Source organism: Bacillus cereus group sp. MYBK220-1 (assembly GCF_051916445.1).
Taxonomy (GTDB): domain Bacteria; phylum Bacillota; class Bacilli; order Bacillales; family Bacillaceae_G; genus Bacillus_A; species Bacillus_A cereus.
In genome coordinates this window covers 1-17153 of record NZ_JBQAGQ010000009.1, presented here as the reverse complement: position 1 = coordinate 17153, position 17153 = coordinate 1, and the positions used below count along the sequence as shown (strand labels likewise).

Genomic DNA, 17153 nt, shown 5'->3' with positions numbered 1-17153 from the left:
CTTGGTGAAGAAGGGGAGAAGAGAAATGGATGTTGCAAAGGAACTTGTTTTGTCAAAAAATCAGTTAGTTGAGTGGAGAAGGCATTTTCATAAGTATCCAGAGTTATCTTTTCAAGAAGAGAAAACATCGCAGTTTGTGTTCGATATACTTCGGAAATTCCCATATTTAGAAGTGTCACGGCCGACTAAATATAGTGTGATGGCAAAGTTAGTAGGTAAACATCCGGGCAAAACAGTTGCGATTCGAGCCGATATGGATGCTCTTCCTATTCATGAAGAAAATGAGTTTGATTTTATTTCTACATATAAAGGTGTAATGCATGCATGTGGTCATGATGGACATATAGCGATATTACTTGGGGTTGTACATAAGTTGGTAGAAGAAAGAGAGAAGATTCAAGGGGAGATTCGTTTTCTATTCCAACATGCTGAAGAGAATTTTCCTGGTGGTGCAGAGGAGATGGTTGCTGCAGGTGTAATGGAAGGTGTGGATTATATTATTGGTGCTCACCTTTGGGCGTCGTTAGAGGTTGGGAAAATAGGTGTTATTTATGGTCCTGCAATGGCTGCACCGGATGTTTTTAAAATTAAGATAGAGGGAAAAGGTGGACATGCTGGAATCCCTCATGAAACGATGGATAGTATTGCAATCGGAACACAAGTCGTTTCGCAACTTCAGCAAATTGTATCTCGCCTCACGAATCCATTAGATTCTCTCGTAATATCTGTTACGCAATTTCATGCTGGGACAACTCATAATGTAATACCAGAGCAAGCCGAGATTGAAGGGACAGTAAGAAGTTTAAGACATGAATTACGAGGTGAAACAGAGAAGAAGATTGAGCGGATTGTGAAGCATATTACGGAATCTTACGGAGCGAAATATACATTTTCATATGAATATGGATATCGACCAGTTGTAAATGATTATGAAGCTACAGAGCTTATTGAACAAACGGCATTACAACTTTATGGAAGGGATAGGGTTGTTCGTTTACAGCCGACGATGGCTGGAGAAGATTTTTCAGCGTTTTTACAAAAGGCACCGGGGACATTCTTTTTTATCGGAGCGGGAAATAAAGAGAAAGGTATTATATATCCTCACCATCACCCTCGTTTTACGATTGACGAAGATGCATTACCGATTGGAGTGGAAGTCTTTGTATCAGCCATTATGAACTTTATAAGTAAAGGAGAATGAGATGAAGAAAATACACATTCTAGCGCTTATCCCAGTTCTTTGTTTAGTAGTTGGGCCAATATTTGCGAATTCAGTTACTCCTTACGTATTAGGGATGCCATTTTTATTATTTTGGGTATTATTATCAGTGTTTATTACATCTTTTTGTATGTGGCTTGTGTACGTGTTTGATCCTGCTAATAAGGAGGATGTAAAATGACTGCATTACTTATCATTATTTTATTTTTGTTTCTCGCACTATTTTTAGGGATTCGGGCACAACATGGAAAAGATATGAATTTAGAACAATGGTCAGTTGGAGGAAGAGGATTTGGCACTATTTTTGTTTTTCTCCTTATGGCAGGTGAAATTTATACGACGTTTACATTTTTAGGGGGAAGCGGCTGGGCGTATAGTAAAGGAGCACCTACCTTTTATATTTTGGGATATGGTGCTTTAGCTTATCTTTTATCGTATTTTTTATTGCCACCCATTTGGAAGTATGCGAAAGAGCATAACCTTGTTTCACAGTCGGATTTTTTTGCGAAGAAATATAGAAGTAAAGCGCTTGGACTTATTGTTTCGATTGTTGGTGTTGTTTCCATCATCCCATATCTTGTTTTACAGTTAAAAGGACTGGGAATTATCGTTTCAGAAGCTTCTTACGGAAGGGTGTCACCTGTTGTTGCAGTATGGATCGGTGCTATTGTTATAACTATATATGTAATGGTTTCAGGTATACATGGTTCGGCTTGGACGGCTGCTTTGAAGGATATTATGATACTGTTTATCGTTATGTTTTTAGGTATATATTTGCCGTATCATTATTATGGAGGATTTCAGCCGATGTTTGAGGCTGTAGAGGCAGCGAAACCGGGATTTTTATCTTTACCTGAAGAAGGAATGAGTATTTCTTGGTTTGTTTCTACTATTATATTAACGGCCCTCGGTTTTTATATGTGGCCTCATACATTTGCTTCTGCTTTTTCTGCAAAAAATGAAAAAGTATTTCGTAAAAATGCAGCAATTATGCCATTGTATTCTTTAGTTTTACTTTTCGTATTTTTTGCAGGATTTGCTGCTATATTGCAAGTTCCTGGGTTAAAGGGAGCGGATGTAGATCTTTCGTTATTCCGTCTTGCTTTACAAACTTTTGATCCTTGGTTTATTGGAATTATTGGTAGTGCGGGAGTATTAACGGCATTGGTTCCAGGGTCTATGCTTGTTATGGCGGCTTCTACACTGTTAGCAAAAAATATTTACCGAACGATAGTCCCGTCTGCTTCAGATAGACAAGTTGCTAAGATGGCAAAATTATTTGTGCCTGTAGTAACGCTCGTGGCAGTTTTATTTACATTTAAGGGAGGAGAAACAATAGGAGCACTTCTATTAATGGGATACAGTATCGTTACGCAACTTTTCCCTGCACTTGTATGTAGCTTGTTTCCACGTCAAATTATTACGAAGCAAGGGGCGATTGCAGGAATGGGAGTTGGGCTATTAGTGGTCGCATATATTACCTTATCTGGTTCAACTATAGCCACGATGTTTCCGAGTTTCCCGCAGTATATAAAAGATTTGAATGTAGGTATAGTCGCATTGTTAATTAATATAATTGTGATGTTTGTAGTTAGTGGATTTACAAAAGGTGTATTTATAAAGAAAAACACTATAATAGTAGAAAAGTAATTCGTTTATCCTGCATTAACGGGCAGTAAGACCCCCACCTCAAAATTCAGCGGAAGCAAAGAAGTTAGGTGGGGATTAAACTGTCCGTAAAAGCCCGATTGGTGAGGGTTGATTAAAGTTTTACTTTATTAGAGCTATCTTTGAAAAGAGATAGCTCTTTTTTTGTATATATTTCCTTCTATTAGCGGAATCTAACTAAAAACTTGTTGAAAAGGAAGCTAGGTGGGGAAATTGTTAGAGCTTGAAGGTAACTTATTTGAAGTTATGAAAGAAATTAGGGATGAGTTAGGTTCACCTAATGATTTAACAATTAGAGAAGTTGCTCTTGCTGGGAGTTTTACACGTTGTGCGGTTGTGTTTTTATGTGGATTGACAGATAAGGATAATGTTTATAAATATGTCATTCGCACACTGCAATACGAAGAAATTATAAATGAGGAAGCTGTTGTTCAAACGTTATTGGATCGTTTTATTTCTATCGCAGAAGTGGGTGTAAAGACGAAGTTTCCAGATATTATGAATGCGATATTAGCGGGAGATACAGTTATATTAATTGATAATATTCAAACCGCTATCGTTATTAATAGTAGGGCCTGGGAGAAGCGAAGTTTAGAACCACCAGTGACAGAAGATTTAATACGCGGACCGAGAGTTGGATTAAATGAAGATATTAATGTGAATAAAATGTTAATCCGACGCAGTTTACGCGATCCAAAGTTGAGGTTCCAATCTTATATTATGGGGAAGCGATCGCAGAAAGAAGTAACCCTAGTATATATAGAGGATATTATTAATCCTCACATTGTAAAAGAGTTAGATCGCCGTCTTCAATCAATAGTGACAGATGTCGTTTTGGAAACAGGTACGATTGAACAATTAATTCAGGATAATAATTTATCCCCATTTCCACAGTTTTTGAATACAGAGAGGCCTGATAATATTATAGCCTCATTAGCGAAAGGGAAGGCGGCCATTTTAGTAGACGGATCCCCGTTTGCTCTTATTGCACCACTTGTGTTTGTTGATATTTTTCAATCTGTAGAAGATCATTACGAGCGCTGGGTGATTGGAACGTTATTAAGATTTTTACGTATGGGTTCAGGTATAATTGCGGTTTTGTTACCAGCTATGTATGTAGCACTTGTATCTTATCATCAAGGACTTATTCCTTCTAAACTGGCTTATTCAATTGCAGGTGCGAGGGAAGGTGTTCCATTTCCAGCATATATTGAAACGTTAATGATGGCCTTGACTATGGAATTAATACGAGAAGCTGGAATCCGATTGCCGAAACCGATGGGACAAACGATAGGGATTGTAGGAGGTCTTGTAATTGGAGAAGCTGCGGTAAATGCAGGGATTGTAAATCCGTTTTTAGTTATTATTATTGCAGTTACTGCGATTGCTACGTTTTCGCTTCCTGTATATAGTATTACGATTACGTTCCGAATTTTACTTTTCGTCTTTGTATTAGCTGCAACGGCTTTTGGGTTGTATGGGATCATTCTAGCTCTGATCGCACTTGCTATTCATATTACAAATTTAACAAGTGTTGGTATACCGTATACAACTCCAATTGCTCCTGCATTTTATAAAGATTGGAAAGAAGAATTTATTCGCATGCCAAAATCGATGTTGAAAGATAGACCAGAGTACTTACAAACAAAAGATTCTACAATACGTCCAAAGGAGCGAAAATAAGTGAAACCATTTGAGTATGGCGATGAAGAGATTGGATCTCGTGAAATTGGGTTTGCGGTATCATCGACCATTATTGGTATAGGGGCATTGTCTATGCCAAGAGATATCGCTAACCAAACTTTATTTTCGGACGGTTGGATTATCTTGCTTTTGGGTGGATTGATCTGCGCAGTTTTAGGCTGGTTTGTGACGAGAGTGGCTATCTTATTTCCAAAACAAAATTTTGTTCAATATACGAGTGCGCATTTGACGAAGCCTGTTGCATACACAATTAGTAGTATTTTAGTATTAACGTTTGCTGCTTTGACAGCATATGAATCGCGAATGATTTCAGTTATTTCTCAAACGTATTTATTTAGTGATACACCAATACAACTACTGTCTTTCTTCTTCTTATTAGTTGTTATTTATGGAATAGCAGGATCAAGAGCAGCCTTATTAAGGTTAAATGTTTTATTCTTACCTATTGTTTTAATTGCGATAGTACTTCTTTCTTTATTGAATATAAATTTAATGGAAATAAATAATTTACTACCAGCTTTTCAAACGAAAGTAAGTCAATATGCTGTTGGAGTTAAAAATTCTATTTTTACGTTTATTGGATTTGAAGTAGCGTTATTTTATGCGGTTTTGCTGAATGATAAGACAGCGAAAAAAGCGCCAATGGCAGTCGCGAAAGCGGTGATGGTAAACGTGCTGTCATACATTTTAATTTATGTAACTTGTATTAGTGTTTTTACTTATATGACAACACGTGGATTGACATATCCAACAATTGAATTAGGGAAAGAAATTGAAATTGGTGGAGGATTTTTAGAAAGGTTTGATGCGATTTTTTTTACGACTTGGATTATTACTATTTATAACACTACAGCAATGTATTATGACGTCGCATCTTTATTGTTTTGTGCTATGTTTCCGAAAGTGAAGAAACAAATTTTTATTTTCGTAAGTGCCCCTATTATTTTTATGGTGAATATGATACCTAGTAGTTTGAATACTTTATCAAGTTATGGGACTTATTTAGCTTGGATAGATATGGGGTTTGTTTTGTTAGCTCCTTTGCTCGTTTTGATTGTATATAAAATAAAAAGAAGGAATGGTGGAAATGAAACACCTTCTTAAAATTATAATGGTTATGGCTTTAACTGGATTTATGAGTGGGTGTTCTGAGTTAGAAGAGATAGAAGAAAGAGGATTTGTAGTAGGAGCGGCTTACGATATTGTGAAGGAGAAGAAAGCGAATCCAATTATGAAAGGGACCTATCAGATGGTACTCCCCAGTAAATTGTCTCAACAGGGTGGACAAGGGGGTGGGGATAGCGAAAATTATATTAATGTTAGTGCAAAAGCAGATAGTGTATTTGAACAAATAAGAATAATCGCCAAAAAAATTAGTCGTACATTATTTTTCCCTCATATACAGGTGATTATTTTCTCTGAAGAATTACTTTCACATCCATACATTTTACAAAATACGTTAGATGTATATATTCGCGATCATGAGATGAGAAGAAATATTCGTTTGTTCGTTTCTAATAAAAATGCCGAAGCTATTTTAAAACAAAGTGCCAAGCCTGAAAATTTACCGGCGCAGTATATTGATATGTTAGCTGAACACCCTCCGAAAAATGCCCAAATGATTGAGGCTGCAAGAATTGGTGAGGTGCAGGAAAAGATGATCTCTAACCGAAGTTTTGTATTACCTATTCTGGAACTAACAAAACAAGGAGTACAAATGAACGGTGCAGCATTGTTTCGTGGAAAGGATAATAAGTGTGTAGGCAATTTGAGTGGGGAAGAAACAGTAGGGATGAATTATATAATAGGTAAAAAAATTGGAGGTTTTTTTACCATCCGTAAAAAGAATCAACTTATTACATATGAAATTCATAAGTTACGTCGAAAAATTAAAGTATCCACAACGAATGCTACAAAACCGAAATTTAATATTCATTTATTTCTGGAAGGTACAATAGCTGAGTTGCACTTTAGTGATCATAAAAAGGTTTTGAATGAAAAGAGTTTAGAGAAGGATATATCGGAAGAAATGGAGGAGCGTATTCAAAAATCGATTAAGCTTGTTCAAAAAAAATATAAGGTAGATGTATTAGAGTTAGGGGAAGTGTATAAGCGACATAATTATAAAGAATGGACAAAAATAAGTAAGAATTGGGATCAAGGCGAAAATTACTTTAGTAATGCTGAAATTACTGTTCATGTTCATCCAACAATTGAACATTCAGGTTCAGCTTTACCGAAAAGAGTGAAATAAGGTGATGAAAGTTGTTTACTGGATTAGGAATTAGTTGCACGATATTAATGGCAGTTCTTCCAGGAACTATATATTTTATTCATAAAAAACTCACAACGTATGGAGCACAGCCGTGGAATACTGATGTGCAAAAAAAGAAACCTGAATAATTTCAGGTTTCTTTCGTGCAAAGCATATGTGAAGGGGGATACCTTCTATGTATGCTTTGCTTTATACAAGCCCTAACCAATGTACCAATTGTGTAGAGAGGAATGTAACAACAATGGCGATAACGGTAGGGATTGCAAACGATAAGAATGTCCATTTTGCACTTTTTGTTTCTTTGTATATGTTAACTAGTGTTGTTCCGCACGGGAAATGAAGAAGTGAGAACAACATTGTGTTTAACGCTGTTAACCAAGTCCAACCATTTTCTAGGAATAGATTTTTAATTTGATTAAAATCATCTATTTCAGTTAAGGCCCCAGTTGATAAGTAAGACATTAATAAAATTGGGATTACAATTTCATTAGCGGGTAGTCCAAGAATGAATGCAGCTAGAATAAAGCCGTCAAGTCCTAACATTTTAGCAAATGGATCTAGGAAGTTTACAAAATACATAAGTAAGCTTGTGTCACCAATAAAAATGTTAGCAAGTAACCAAGTTAATGCAGCCGCAGGGGCAGCAACAACTATAGCTCGTTTTAAAACATAGATTGATTTATCGAGTGTTGCGCGAACAATTGTATTCCAAACTTTTGGCTTGCGGTACGGAGGTAACTCAAGTGTGTAGTGAGTTGGAACCCCTTTTAAGGCTGTTTTTGATAGTACCCAAGAAACAGTTAATGTCATAATAACACCAATTACAACCATTCCGACTACAACGCCAGCAGTAACCAATGTTTGCATACTGCCTGTATAACCAGCAGCCATAAATAGTGAAGCCATTAAAATTAACATAGGCCAGCGACCGTTACAAGGAACGAAGTTGTTCGTTAAAATTGCTAGCATACGTTCACGTGGTGATTCAATGATACGTGTTGACATAATGGCTGCTGCATTACAACCAAATCCCATTGCCATTGTTAAAGATTGTTTCCCGTGTGCGCCGGATCTTTTGAATAAGCGGTCCATATTAAACGCGACACGTGGTAAGTATCCGTAGTTTTCTAATAGCGCGAACATAGGGAAAAAGATTGCCATAGGTGGTAACATAACGCTAATAACAGCACCGATACCACGGAACAAACCAAGTATTAAAATGCCATGTAACCATTCAGGTGCATGCGCAGCTTGGAACCAAGATGTTAAATATCCTTCGGCCCATCCGAAGAATTCGGCAATCATATCAGATGGTACGTTAGCGCCTGCAATTGTAAGATAAAAAATAATAGATAAAATACCGAGCATAATTGGGAATCCCCAGATTGGAGATGTGAAAATTTTATCTAGTTTTTCGGAACGATATAATTTATCAGTATTTGTATATTGGACGGATTCTTTACATATGCTTGCAGATGTTCGGTAAATATCTCCGACTATATCATCTCGTATATCTTCTTTTGAAAGTGTTTGTGCATGTTGAATAATATAGTCTAATGGAAGAGCTTTACTGGCTGAGTGAGATTCCATTAATTACGACCTCCCTTACAAGTGGTTCATTATGGTGTTTTTGAAGTGTAGTTAAGAAATTTTTATCTCCATCTAATATACGTAACGCAATCCAACGTGCTGGATACGTATCACCGAACACTTTATAAATTTGTGGTTCTAATTCCTGAATCATATTTTCGATTTTTTCGCTGTAAGTAATTTTAATTGGTGCTGGAATTAGTTTTTTATTTGCTACTTTTGCAATAACATTTAGCAAATGACCAATACCTACTCGGTTACGTGCTGAAATTTTAACGACAGGCACACCAAGTGATTTTGCTAATTTCTTTTCATCAATAAGGATGCCTTTTTTCTGGGCTTCATCAATTAAGTTAATGCAAATGACTACATTATTTGTCATCTCCATCACCTGGAGTGCTAAATTTAAATTTCTTTCCATAGCAGTTGCGTCTATAACAACTACAGTTACTTCTGGTTTTTCAAATATAATATAATCCCTCGCTACTTCTTCGTCTGCGGAATTTGAGTATAGTGAGTAAGTTCCCGGTAAATCTATTAATGTATAATTACTTCCGTTATGTTCATATTCTCCTTCAGCTTTTAAAACAGTTTTTCCCGTCCAGTTTCCAGTATGTTGTTTTAAGCCTGTTAAAGTATTAAATAATGTACTTTTCCCTGTATTCGGGTTACCAGCTAAAGCGATACGATGTTTGCTCATCTGAAATCATCTCCTATTAATACCCCGAAAATAAGGGAGCTTTCTTCTTTACGCAGTGCAATAGTTGTGTTGCTCACTTGATAAGCGACCGGATCTCCAAGTGGACTGCGTTGCAATACTTTAATCGTCGCCCCCGGGATAAATCCCAAATCTAATAAGCGTCGTTTCATAGTTCCTTCTAATTGTATCTTCTCAATTTGTACAAACTCTCCTATTTTAAATTCGGAAAGTGGTTTTATATTAGCCGATACCATAAAAGTTACCTCATCTCTATATTTTTAGTTTGAGTTTAAAAAGTTTCCTAAGGTAAACTTTTTGTTAGTAATATAGTAGACTACATTGGATTATGTTGTCAATTAGTACTTTAAAAATATTCATTTATTTTTAGAATTGTTCCAATTTATTTAGTTGTACTAAAAAATATTACTGAAATTATTTTTAATGTGCATAAATTAGGTGTATAAAAATTACAAAATACAGCGGAATTGTAAATGTAACTTTAACGAAAAGGGAAAAAGAGAGAAAAACATTTACATTGAATTTACATTGTTAAGAATATATTTACATTGCGGCGTAGTTAGTGTGGTTTTTGTTGGATTATTTAACTATAAATGTTGGGATTTCTAGCTTTTAAAGATTATTATCGTCATTTACTTAAAATTAAAAATTGCTTAACACTCACATAATATTGTTGTCCTACAATGAATTTGTGTTCGAAAGAAAATGAATTCGAAAAGTGATAATCCAAATGGGGGTACAAGACATGGTTATGAAAAAAGGTATTAAATTTTCTTTAGCAGCTTTAGTGGTAGCAGGAGCATTAGTTGGTTGTGGGAAAGCAGAAGATACAACTAGTAAAGACACTGCTAAAGGAAGCGATAATACAAAACAAGAATTATCAGGTACGATTGCAGCGGCTGGATCTACAGCTCTTCTACCTCTTGCGGAGGAAGCTGGAAAGAAATTCATGGAGAAAAATTCAAAAGTTTCTATTCAAGTTCAAGGTGGCGGTAGTGGAACTGGGATTAACCAAGTAGCATCTGGTGCAGTACAAATTGGTAATTCAGATGTTCCATCCGGAGATAAAATAAAAGATGCTGAAAAGGCGAAAGAATTAGTAGATAACAAGGTAGCGGGTATTGCATTCGCTCTTGTCGTAAATAAAGATGTAAAAGTTGATAACTTAACAATGCAACAAGTACAAGATATCTTCACTGGAAAAGTAACAAATTGGAAAGAAGTTGGCGGAAAAGATGAAAAAATCAATGTAATTAATCGTCCAGCTTCATCTGGTACACGTGCTACATTTGAAAAAACGATTATGAAAGACGCGAAAATTAATGATGGAACTGGTACAACACAAGATTCTAACGGTGCAGTAGAGCAAGCGATTAACTCTACTCCTGGTTCGGTGAGCTATTTAGCGATGTCTTACATGGTGGGCGAGAAAAAAGGCGCACTACAAACAGTGAAAATTGATGGTGCTGAACCGAAAGTTGAAAACATCGCGTCTGGTAAATATCCATTCTGGTCTTACGAATATATGGTAACAAAAGGTGAAGCGAAGGAAGCGACGAAAGCTTACATCGATTATGTAAAAGGTAAAGATTTTGAAAAGCAAGTAGAAGATATGGGCTACATTCCAATGTCTAAATTAAATAAGTAATAAAATTTTATGGGGCTGGCTGCAAGGCCAGTCCTGTTCATTTCAATCTGTGAAGTGGGGTCTGTCCTGTGATGAAGGGGAAAAAACAAATTAATTACGTGAAAAGTGAATATATAGGAAGATCACTTGTTACGTTTTGTGGTATTTTTATAGTTTTAATTACATTAGCTATTATTGCGTTTATTTGTGGGAAAGGTATTCAATCTTTTACACAAAGTGGTATCTCATTTACTGAGATGTTAACATCGACAAAATGGAATCCAAATGCTGATCAAGGATCCTTCGGGGCTTTAATTTTCATTGTAGGTTCAACGGTGGTTTCGTTAGGTGCGGTTATTATTAGTGCACCAATTGCTATAGCTCTTGCTATATTCATGAATTTAATTTCGCCAAAGTTTGGAAATAAAGTATTGAAGCCTGTTCTAGAATTGTTAGTTGGTATTCCTTCGGTTGTATACGGATTATTAGGGGTTACGATTTTAGTACCGCTATTACGTGATTCGTTTGGGGGAGTAGGCTTTAGTTTAATTGCAGGTATTGTTGTATTAAGTATTATGATTTTACCTACTATTGCTAGTATCGCTTCTGATGCAATACGTTCTGTTCCATTTGATTATTTAGAAGCTTCTTATGGTCTAGGATCAACGAAATGGCAAGCGATTAGCCGAGTGATTGTTCCTGCTGCGAAAAAAGGGATTTTAACAGGTGTTGTTTTAGGCTTAGCGCGTGCTTTCGGTGAAGCGTTAGCGGTTCAAATGGTAATCGGGAATACGATTAAATTACCAGAAGGAATATATAGTCCGACAGCGACGTTAACTGGTATTTTAACAATGGACATGACGAATACATTGAACGGAACTGCTTGGAACAATGCGCTATGGACTTTAGCGATGATTTTACTTGTTATTTCATTCCTGTTTATTTTAGTAATTCGAGCGATTGGGCAAAGAGGTGAGCGATAATAATGAATGCAAGAACGGTAAATAAAGTTTGGACAGGTATCTTTTATGCAGTTGCGGCTTTAGTTGTAGCTTTGCTAGTGTTCTTAGTATTTGAGATTTTACAAAAGGGATGGGGATTTTGGGATCCTAATTTCTTGTTTGGAGAACCAAGCAATACAAGAGCTGGTGGTGGGATTGGTCCGCAGTTATTCAATTCATTCTACATGCTTGTTATAACGCTTATTATATCTATTCCTCTTGGATTAGGTGCTGGAATATATTTAGCAGAGTACGCAAAACAAGGACGTTTTTTAAATTTTGTTCGTCTATGTATAGAGACGATGGCGTCTTTACCTTCTATTGTTGTTGGTTTATTTGGTTTGTTAGTGTTCGTTACAATGACAGGTTGGGGATACACAGTAATGGGTGGTGCTCTTGCTTTAACTATTTTAAATTTACCAGGTTTAACGCGTGTTTGTGAAAATGCGATTTCAGAAGTTCCTCAGAATGTAAAAGAGGCAAGTCTTGGATTAGGTGCAACGAAGTGGCAAACAATCGCTCGTATTATTATCCCATCGTCATTACCACAAATTATTACAGGGATTATTTTAGCGGCGGGTCGTATATTTGGGGAAGCGGCAGCATTAATTTACACAGCGGGTTTAACATCCCCGATTTTAAATTCAGCAGCGGATTTCTCAAGTCCTGCGCATCCTTTAAATCCGTTTAGACCAGCTGAAACATTAGCGGTTCACATTTGGAAATTAAATTCTGAAGGAGTTATTCCAGATGCGAAGTTGATTGCGACAAAATCTGCAGCTGTATTAATTATTATGGTATTACTATTCAATGTTATTTCACGCTTGATAGCATCTATATTACACAAGCGCTTTACAGGAACGAAAAGAAAAAGTAAAACAACGAAAAAGGTAAAAGCGGCATAAATTATAAAGAAGAACTCTCTATTTATAAGTAGGGGGTTCTTTTGTATTTTAATATAGAAGGAATGGATGTAATGATTGTTGAATTTGTGATTAATTATAAAGAAGAACAGATGTAATTTAGAGAGGAGCTTTAATTTGTTTTTTCTGCAAATGTCAGGTTTTCCTGGGTCAGGAAAATCGACAGTTTCTAAGTATATAGCGAAATTAACAGGTGCTGTAATTATAGATCATGATGTTTTGAAATCCGCGTTGTTAAAATCATTAAAAGTAAAAGGAATTGAATCAACGATTGTTGGTGGGCTTGCGTATGATGCCGAATGGGTATTGATTGATTCTTATTTAGAACAAGGGCATAGTGTTATATTGGATAGTCCGTGTTTATATGAAGGAATGGTTGAAAAAGGGATTGAACTATCAAATAAACATGGTGTGAAATATAAATATATTGAGTGTTATCTTAATGATATGGAAGAGATTAATAGGAGACTGCAAACACGTAAGCGTATGATCAGTCAAATTGAAAAGGTGGAGTCGGAAGTAGGTTTTAAAAAGTGGTTAAATGGTAGTAAAAGACCTTCAAATAATGAATACCTTATTGTGGATTCTAGTAAACCTATAGAGCAATATGTGGAAAAAATGATGGATTATATGACTAAATAGAGAGAAGGCGTTATCTTCATTTGTGAAGATAACGCCTTTTGTTTTTAAATATCAGGTGTTTCTGTAGAAGTGCTTATTTTCCTACGGGAGCGTCTTTTTCTCCCGATTTTATCTAATAGTTCATACATAACTGGAACGACTACTAATGTAAGAGCAGTTGAGACTGCCAAACCGCCGATGACAACGACGGCTAAACTTTTTGATACCATACTTCCTGCTTGGGATTGGCAAAATAGGAGTGGGAGCATAGCAACGATTGTTGTAATAGCTGTCATAATAATTGGGCGTAGTCTAGTAGAACCTGCTTCAAGTAAGGCTTCTCTAGTTTCCATTCCATGTTCCCGATTTTGTTGGACTCTTTCTATTAATACAATAGCGTTTGTAACAACAATCCCAATTAACATTAATGCGCCGATCAAGGAATTTACATCAACAGGTGTTCGTGAAATGATTAATCCTAAAATACCACCGACAGCAGCTAATGGTAAGGAGAATAGGATTGCAAAAGGAGCACGTGCTTGCCCGAAGGTGATAACCATAATTAAATATACAATCCCGATTGCAATCCCCATAATTTTGAATAAATCTGTAAAATTCTCTTGCATAGATTCAGTAGCTCCTGCGATATTTACTTTTGCACCACCAGGTAAATCTAAGTCAGTCATCGCTTTATTTACTGCTGTGTTTACTTTACTCAAATCTTCATTTGAAGCTTCGGCTGTAATTTGGATTGTTTCTTTTCCGTCTTTATGGAAAATTTCTGTTTGTGTTTGTTTTTCTGAAATAGTTGCGATGTCTTTTAAAGGTATTGGTCCATTAATAGGTGATAGTATGTTTGTATTTAAAATATCTTCTTGTTTATTAATGTTTTCTTTTTTGTGTTCTATCATAATAGTAGCTTTTTCATTATTAATTGTAATTTCGCCAATAGGTGATTTCTTCATAAGGAATGCTACTTGTTGCGCAGCTATTTCTGGTGTTAAACCTAGTTGTTCAGCCTTTGTTTGATCAATATGAATTTGCCATTCTTTCTTAGAGTCTTCTAAATTTGTTTTTACTTTAGAAAGATCATTCATGCTTTTTAGTTTTGTTTCAACGATAGTAGCCGCCTCTTTTAAATCCGCTTCGTTAGTAGCTGTTACGTTAAATTGTAAGTTATTACCGCCGCCAGAGCTTGAATAACTTGTTTTTATATAATCAAGTTCAGCAGGCTCAAAAGTTTTATGTTCCTTTTTTAACTCTTTAATATATTGATCAATATCAGAACCTTTTTTAAAGACTACGAATATACTAGCGAGGTTATTTTTAGTTGTTTGCCCCCATTGTGCATCTTCTGCGCTAGATCCCATTCGTAAAATAACGTCTGTTATATCTGAATTAGAAAGTAATTTCTTTTCAAAATCAAATGCTTTTTGTTTTTGAGATTCAGCATTATAATCGGCTGGAAATGTCATGTTAATAGATAACATTGTGTCGTCTTCAGATTTTATGTTTGCTTTCGGTAGTAATATATAAGCTGCAATTGATCCTACAAATAATAAAAATGCAGTAAGTAGAATAATGAATTTATGAGAAAGAGCCCACTTTAATGTAGCGACATATCGTGATGAAGAACTTGGCTTTCGATGCTTTGTTTTTTTGAGTAGTAAAAAAGCCATAAGTGGAACAACTGTTAGTGCAACGATTAAGGATGATAATATAGAATATACAACTGCTAATACCATAGGTAACATTAATTTTCCGATTGCTCCTGATACGAGGCCGATAGGTAAAAAAACAGCGACCGTTGTTAAAGTAGAAGAAGTAATTGCGACTGCGACTTCTTTCGTTGCATCGAGAATGATATCTTTAGAGAAAGAATCTTTTTGTAAACGGCGGAAAATATTCTCGATGACAACGATACTATCATCGACGAGACGTCCAACCGCAACAGCTAAACCACCGAGGGTTAAAATGTTAAGTGTAATGTTAGATTGATGTAGTAAAAAGAGTGTTAATAAAATGGATAATGGAATACTGACAACAGCGATGAGTGTTGTTCGGAAGTTACGTAAAAAGATTAAGATAATTAGAGTTGCCGCGATTGCTCCAAGTATTACTTCTTTTCCCATGCTAGTAACAGCATTTTCAACTTGTTCATGGGTTGAAGCCAAAAGTTTAATGGAAAATTGATCTTTATATTCCTTATCTATCTCTTTAACTTTTTTATCAATCTCTTTTCCAATGGCAACTGCATTTTTACTCGGTTCTTTCATGATGATTAATCCTGTGCCTTCTTCTCCGTTTATATGTGAGATTGTATCGTAGTGTTGTTTGATTTCAATTTGAGCAATGTCTTGCAATTTCACTTGGGGTGCCACAGTGATGTTTTTAATGTCATTTACATTTTTTATGTCCCCAATGACGCGGAGGTTGTATTCTTCCTGATTAACAGTAATTGCCCCAGCTGGAGTAGAAGTTTCTTTTCCTTGTAAAACAGTTAGTACCTGCTGTGATGTTACGTTTTTGTTTTTTAATTGGTTCTGATCAAGTACGATAGATAATTCAGAGGTGGATTTTCCGAAAAACATAACGTTGGCAACACCATCAATGTTTTCGAGTTGTGGTACGATTTCTTTTTCAATTTGTTTTTCATCTGCTTTTGAAAAACCGTTTTGTTTCTGGATAGTAATTTGGGCGAGTGGAATCATAGAAGTGTTTAATTGACTAACTACGGGCTTGGTTACATCTTTAGGTAATTTAATTGTATTGACGGCTTTTTCGACTTCGCGTGCTGCATCTTTCATGTTTGCTTTTGATGTATACGCAATGTCGATACGTGATAATCCCTCGTATGTAGAAGAAGTAATGGTGTCGACGTGTTCTAAATTGCGAAATTGTTTTTCGAGAGGATCAGTTACATCCTTTGTCATCGTTTCAGCGTCGAGTCCTTGAGATAAGGTTGTGACGGTAATTGCTGGATTGTCGATACTCGGTAAAAATTCCATAGGTAATTTAGAGCCGGAATAAACACCGAGTATGGAAATGAGAAAAATCATGATGATAATGGCAGCTCGGTTTTTTAATGAAAACTTTGTTAACCTATCCATAAAATAATTCCTCCATTGGTTTATTTATAGTTGAGTGCGTCCTTTCTTACTATATAACAAAAAATGGATATTTTTCATTAATTAAATGTAAAAAAATTCTAACAATATCCTTAAGTTTGTATTAGGATTGGAATGTTGTTAATTTGTAGGGGGTAAATTTTTGAATGAGAAGGAAGGGGATAATGCGCGCGAGTGGCTGTTTAATGTAGATGGGATTTTTTCTTAAGGCTAATTTGTATAGTTATTTTATAGAAGGATAATGATTATAAGCTTTAATATAGAAGAGAATGAAAATTTGGGAAGGCATTGTGAAATACAATTTGGTTGAACGGAGTGTATTAGCATACAATTAGAATAACTATTTTCAGTAGTAAGGATAATAGTTACTTCTATAGAAGGAAGTAGGGTAGATAATTTTTTTATATTTTTATAAAAAAACACTTGTTATTTAAAAAGTGTGATGGTATATTAATAAACGTCGCTGATGCGGAAACGCAGAAAACGACAAAAAAGAAATTTTAAAACTTAGTTGACATCGAAAAATTAAGATGTTAATATGATGAAGTCGCTTCTGAAGCGGCGGACAAGTTCTTTGAAAACTGAACGAAACAAACAACGTGAAACGTCAATTTTTATTTTAGATGCTAGACAAACTAACTTTATTGGAGAGTTTGATCCTGGCTCAGGATGAACGCTG

15 protein-coding genes are annotated in these 17153 nt (G+C 35.6%); 11 read left to right on the top strand and 4 right to left on the bottom strand.

Translation table 11 applies throughout. The annotated features are described in order from the left end of the window. The first annotated feature begins 25 nt into the window (after positions 1-25). The 7 genes from ACTFRU_RS25085 to ACTFRU_RS25055 all read left to right on the top strand — a co-directional run bounded on the left by ACTFRU_RS25085 (position 26) and on the right by ACTFRU_RS25055 (position 6994). A complete protein-coding gene (locus ACTFRU_RS25085) occupies positions 26-1201 on the top strand; it encodes an amidohydrolase (RefSeq protein WP_049107275.1) in 1176 nt (391 codons plus the stop codon). A 1-nt stretch (position 1202) separates the two neighbouring features. Further along, positions 1203-1400 carry a DUF3311 domain-containing protein gene (locus tag ACTFRU_RS25080; RefSeq protein WP_006919289.1) on the top strand — a complete coding sequence of 66 codons (198 nt, stop codon included), beginning with the start codon at positions 1203-1205 and terminating at the stop codon, positions 1398-1400. Then, complete coding sequence (locus tag ACTFRU_RS25075) at positions 1397-2869, top strand: sodium:solute symporter family protein (protein WP_000125937.1); 1473 nt, start codon at positions 1397-1399, stop codon at positions 2867-2869. Before ACTFRU_RS25080 ends, ACTFRU_RS25075 begins: the two co-directional genes overlap by 4 nt. A gap of 222 nt (positions 2870-3091) precedes the next feature. Continuing rightward, positions 3092-4570, top strand: coding sequence for a spore germination protein GerLA (gerLA, locus tag ACTFRU_RS25070; RefSeq protein ID WP_002023287.1), 1479 nt, complete (start codon positions 3092-3094; stop codon positions 4568-4570). After that, positions 4571-5695: a spore germination protein GerLB gene (gene gerLB, locus ACTFRU_RS25065; RefSeq protein ID WP_000802009.1), complete on the top strand. Its 1125-nt coding sequence runs from the start codon at positions 4571-4573 to the stop codon at positions 5693-5695. Continuing rightward, positions 5679-6845, top strand: a complete 1167-nt coding sequence (gerLC, locus tag ACTFRU_RS25060) for a spore germination protein GerLC (protein WP_000681632.1) — start codon at positions 5679-5681, stop codon at positions 6843-6845. The genes gerLB and gerLC overlap by 17 nt, the downstream gene beginning before the upstream one ends. Positions 6846-6856: 11 nt before the next feature. Beyond that, the gene (locus ACTFRU_RS25055; protein ID WP_000493997.1) at positions 6857-6994 is read left to right on the top strand and encodes a hypothetical protein; all 138 of its coding nucleotides are present in this window, start codon (positions 6857-6859) and stop codon (positions 6992-6994) included. Between the two features lie 61 nt (positions 6995-7055). On the opposite strand, the gene ACTFRU_RS25050 is transcribed toward ACTFRU_RS25055, so the two are convergent. Genes ACTFRU_RS25050 through ACTFRU_RS25040 form a run of 3 tightly spaced genes read right to left on the bottom strand, consistent with a single transcriptional unit; the run spans position 7056 to position 9410 of the window. Then, the gene (locus tag ACTFRU_RS25050) at positions 7056-8456 is read right to left on the bottom strand and encodes a nucleoside recognition domain-containing protein (RefSeq protein WP_000443602.1); all 1401 of its coding nucleotides are present in this window, start codon (positions 8454-8456) and stop codon (positions 7056-7058) included. Continuing rightward, positions 8434-9156: a FeoB small GTPase domain-containing protein gene (locus tag ACTFRU_RS25045; protein ID WP_000033871.1), complete on the bottom strand. Its 723-nt coding sequence runs from the start codon at positions 9154-9156 to the stop codon at positions 8434-8436. The genes ACTFRU_RS25050 and ACTFRU_RS25045 overlap by 23 nt, the downstream gene beginning before the upstream one ends. Further along, positions 9153-9410, bottom strand: a complete 258-nt coding sequence (locus ACTFRU_RS25040) for a FeoA family protein (RefSeq protein ID WP_000252982.1) — start codon at positions 9408-9410, stop codon at positions 9153-9155. Before ACTFRU_RS25040 ends, ACTFRU_RS25045 begins: the two co-directional genes overlap by 4 nt. Before the next feature lie 509 nt (positions 9411-9919). Here ACTFRU_RS25040 and ACTFRU_RS25035 point away from each other — a divergent pair. From ACTFRU_RS25035 to ACTFRU_RS25020, 4 genes are all read left to right on the top strand, one after another. Continuing rightward, positions 9920-10822: a phosphate ABC transporter substrate-binding protein PstS family protein gene (locus ACTFRU_RS25035; protein WP_000245108.1), complete on the top strand. Its 903-nt coding sequence runs from the start codon at positions 9920-9922 to the stop codon at positions 10820-10822. 71 nt (positions 10823-10893) lie between these two features. Beyond that, a complete protein-coding gene (gene pstC, locus ACTFRU_RS25030) occupies positions 10894-11784 on the top strand; it encodes a phosphate ABC transporter permease subunit PstC (protein ID WP_000676676.1) in 891 nt (296 codons plus the stop codon). Between the two features lie 2 nt (positions 11785-11786). Then, positions 11787-12707 carry a phosphate ABC transporter permease PstA gene (pstA, locus tag ACTFRU_RS25025; RefSeq protein WP_000994141.1) on the top strand — a complete coding sequence of 307 codons (921 nt, stop codon included), beginning with the start codon at positions 11787-11789 and terminating at the stop codon, positions 12705-12707. Positions 12708-12842: 135 nt separating this feature from the next. Continuing rightward, entirely contained in the window at positions 12843-13367 is a 525-nt protein-coding gene (locus ACTFRU_RS25020) for an AAA family ATPase (protein WP_000465755.1), read from the top strand. A 44-nt stretch (positions 13368-13411) separates the two neighbouring features. Here ACTFRU_RS25020 and ACTFRU_RS25015 read toward each other — a convergent pair whose 3' ends face one another. Beyond that, positions 13412-16456, bottom strand: coding sequence for an efflux RND transporter permease subunit (locus tag ACTFRU_RS25015; RefSeq protein WP_440037950.1), 3045 nt, complete (start codon positions 16454-16456; stop codon positions 13412-13414). Between the last annotated feature and the right edge of the window lie 697 nt (positions 16457-17153).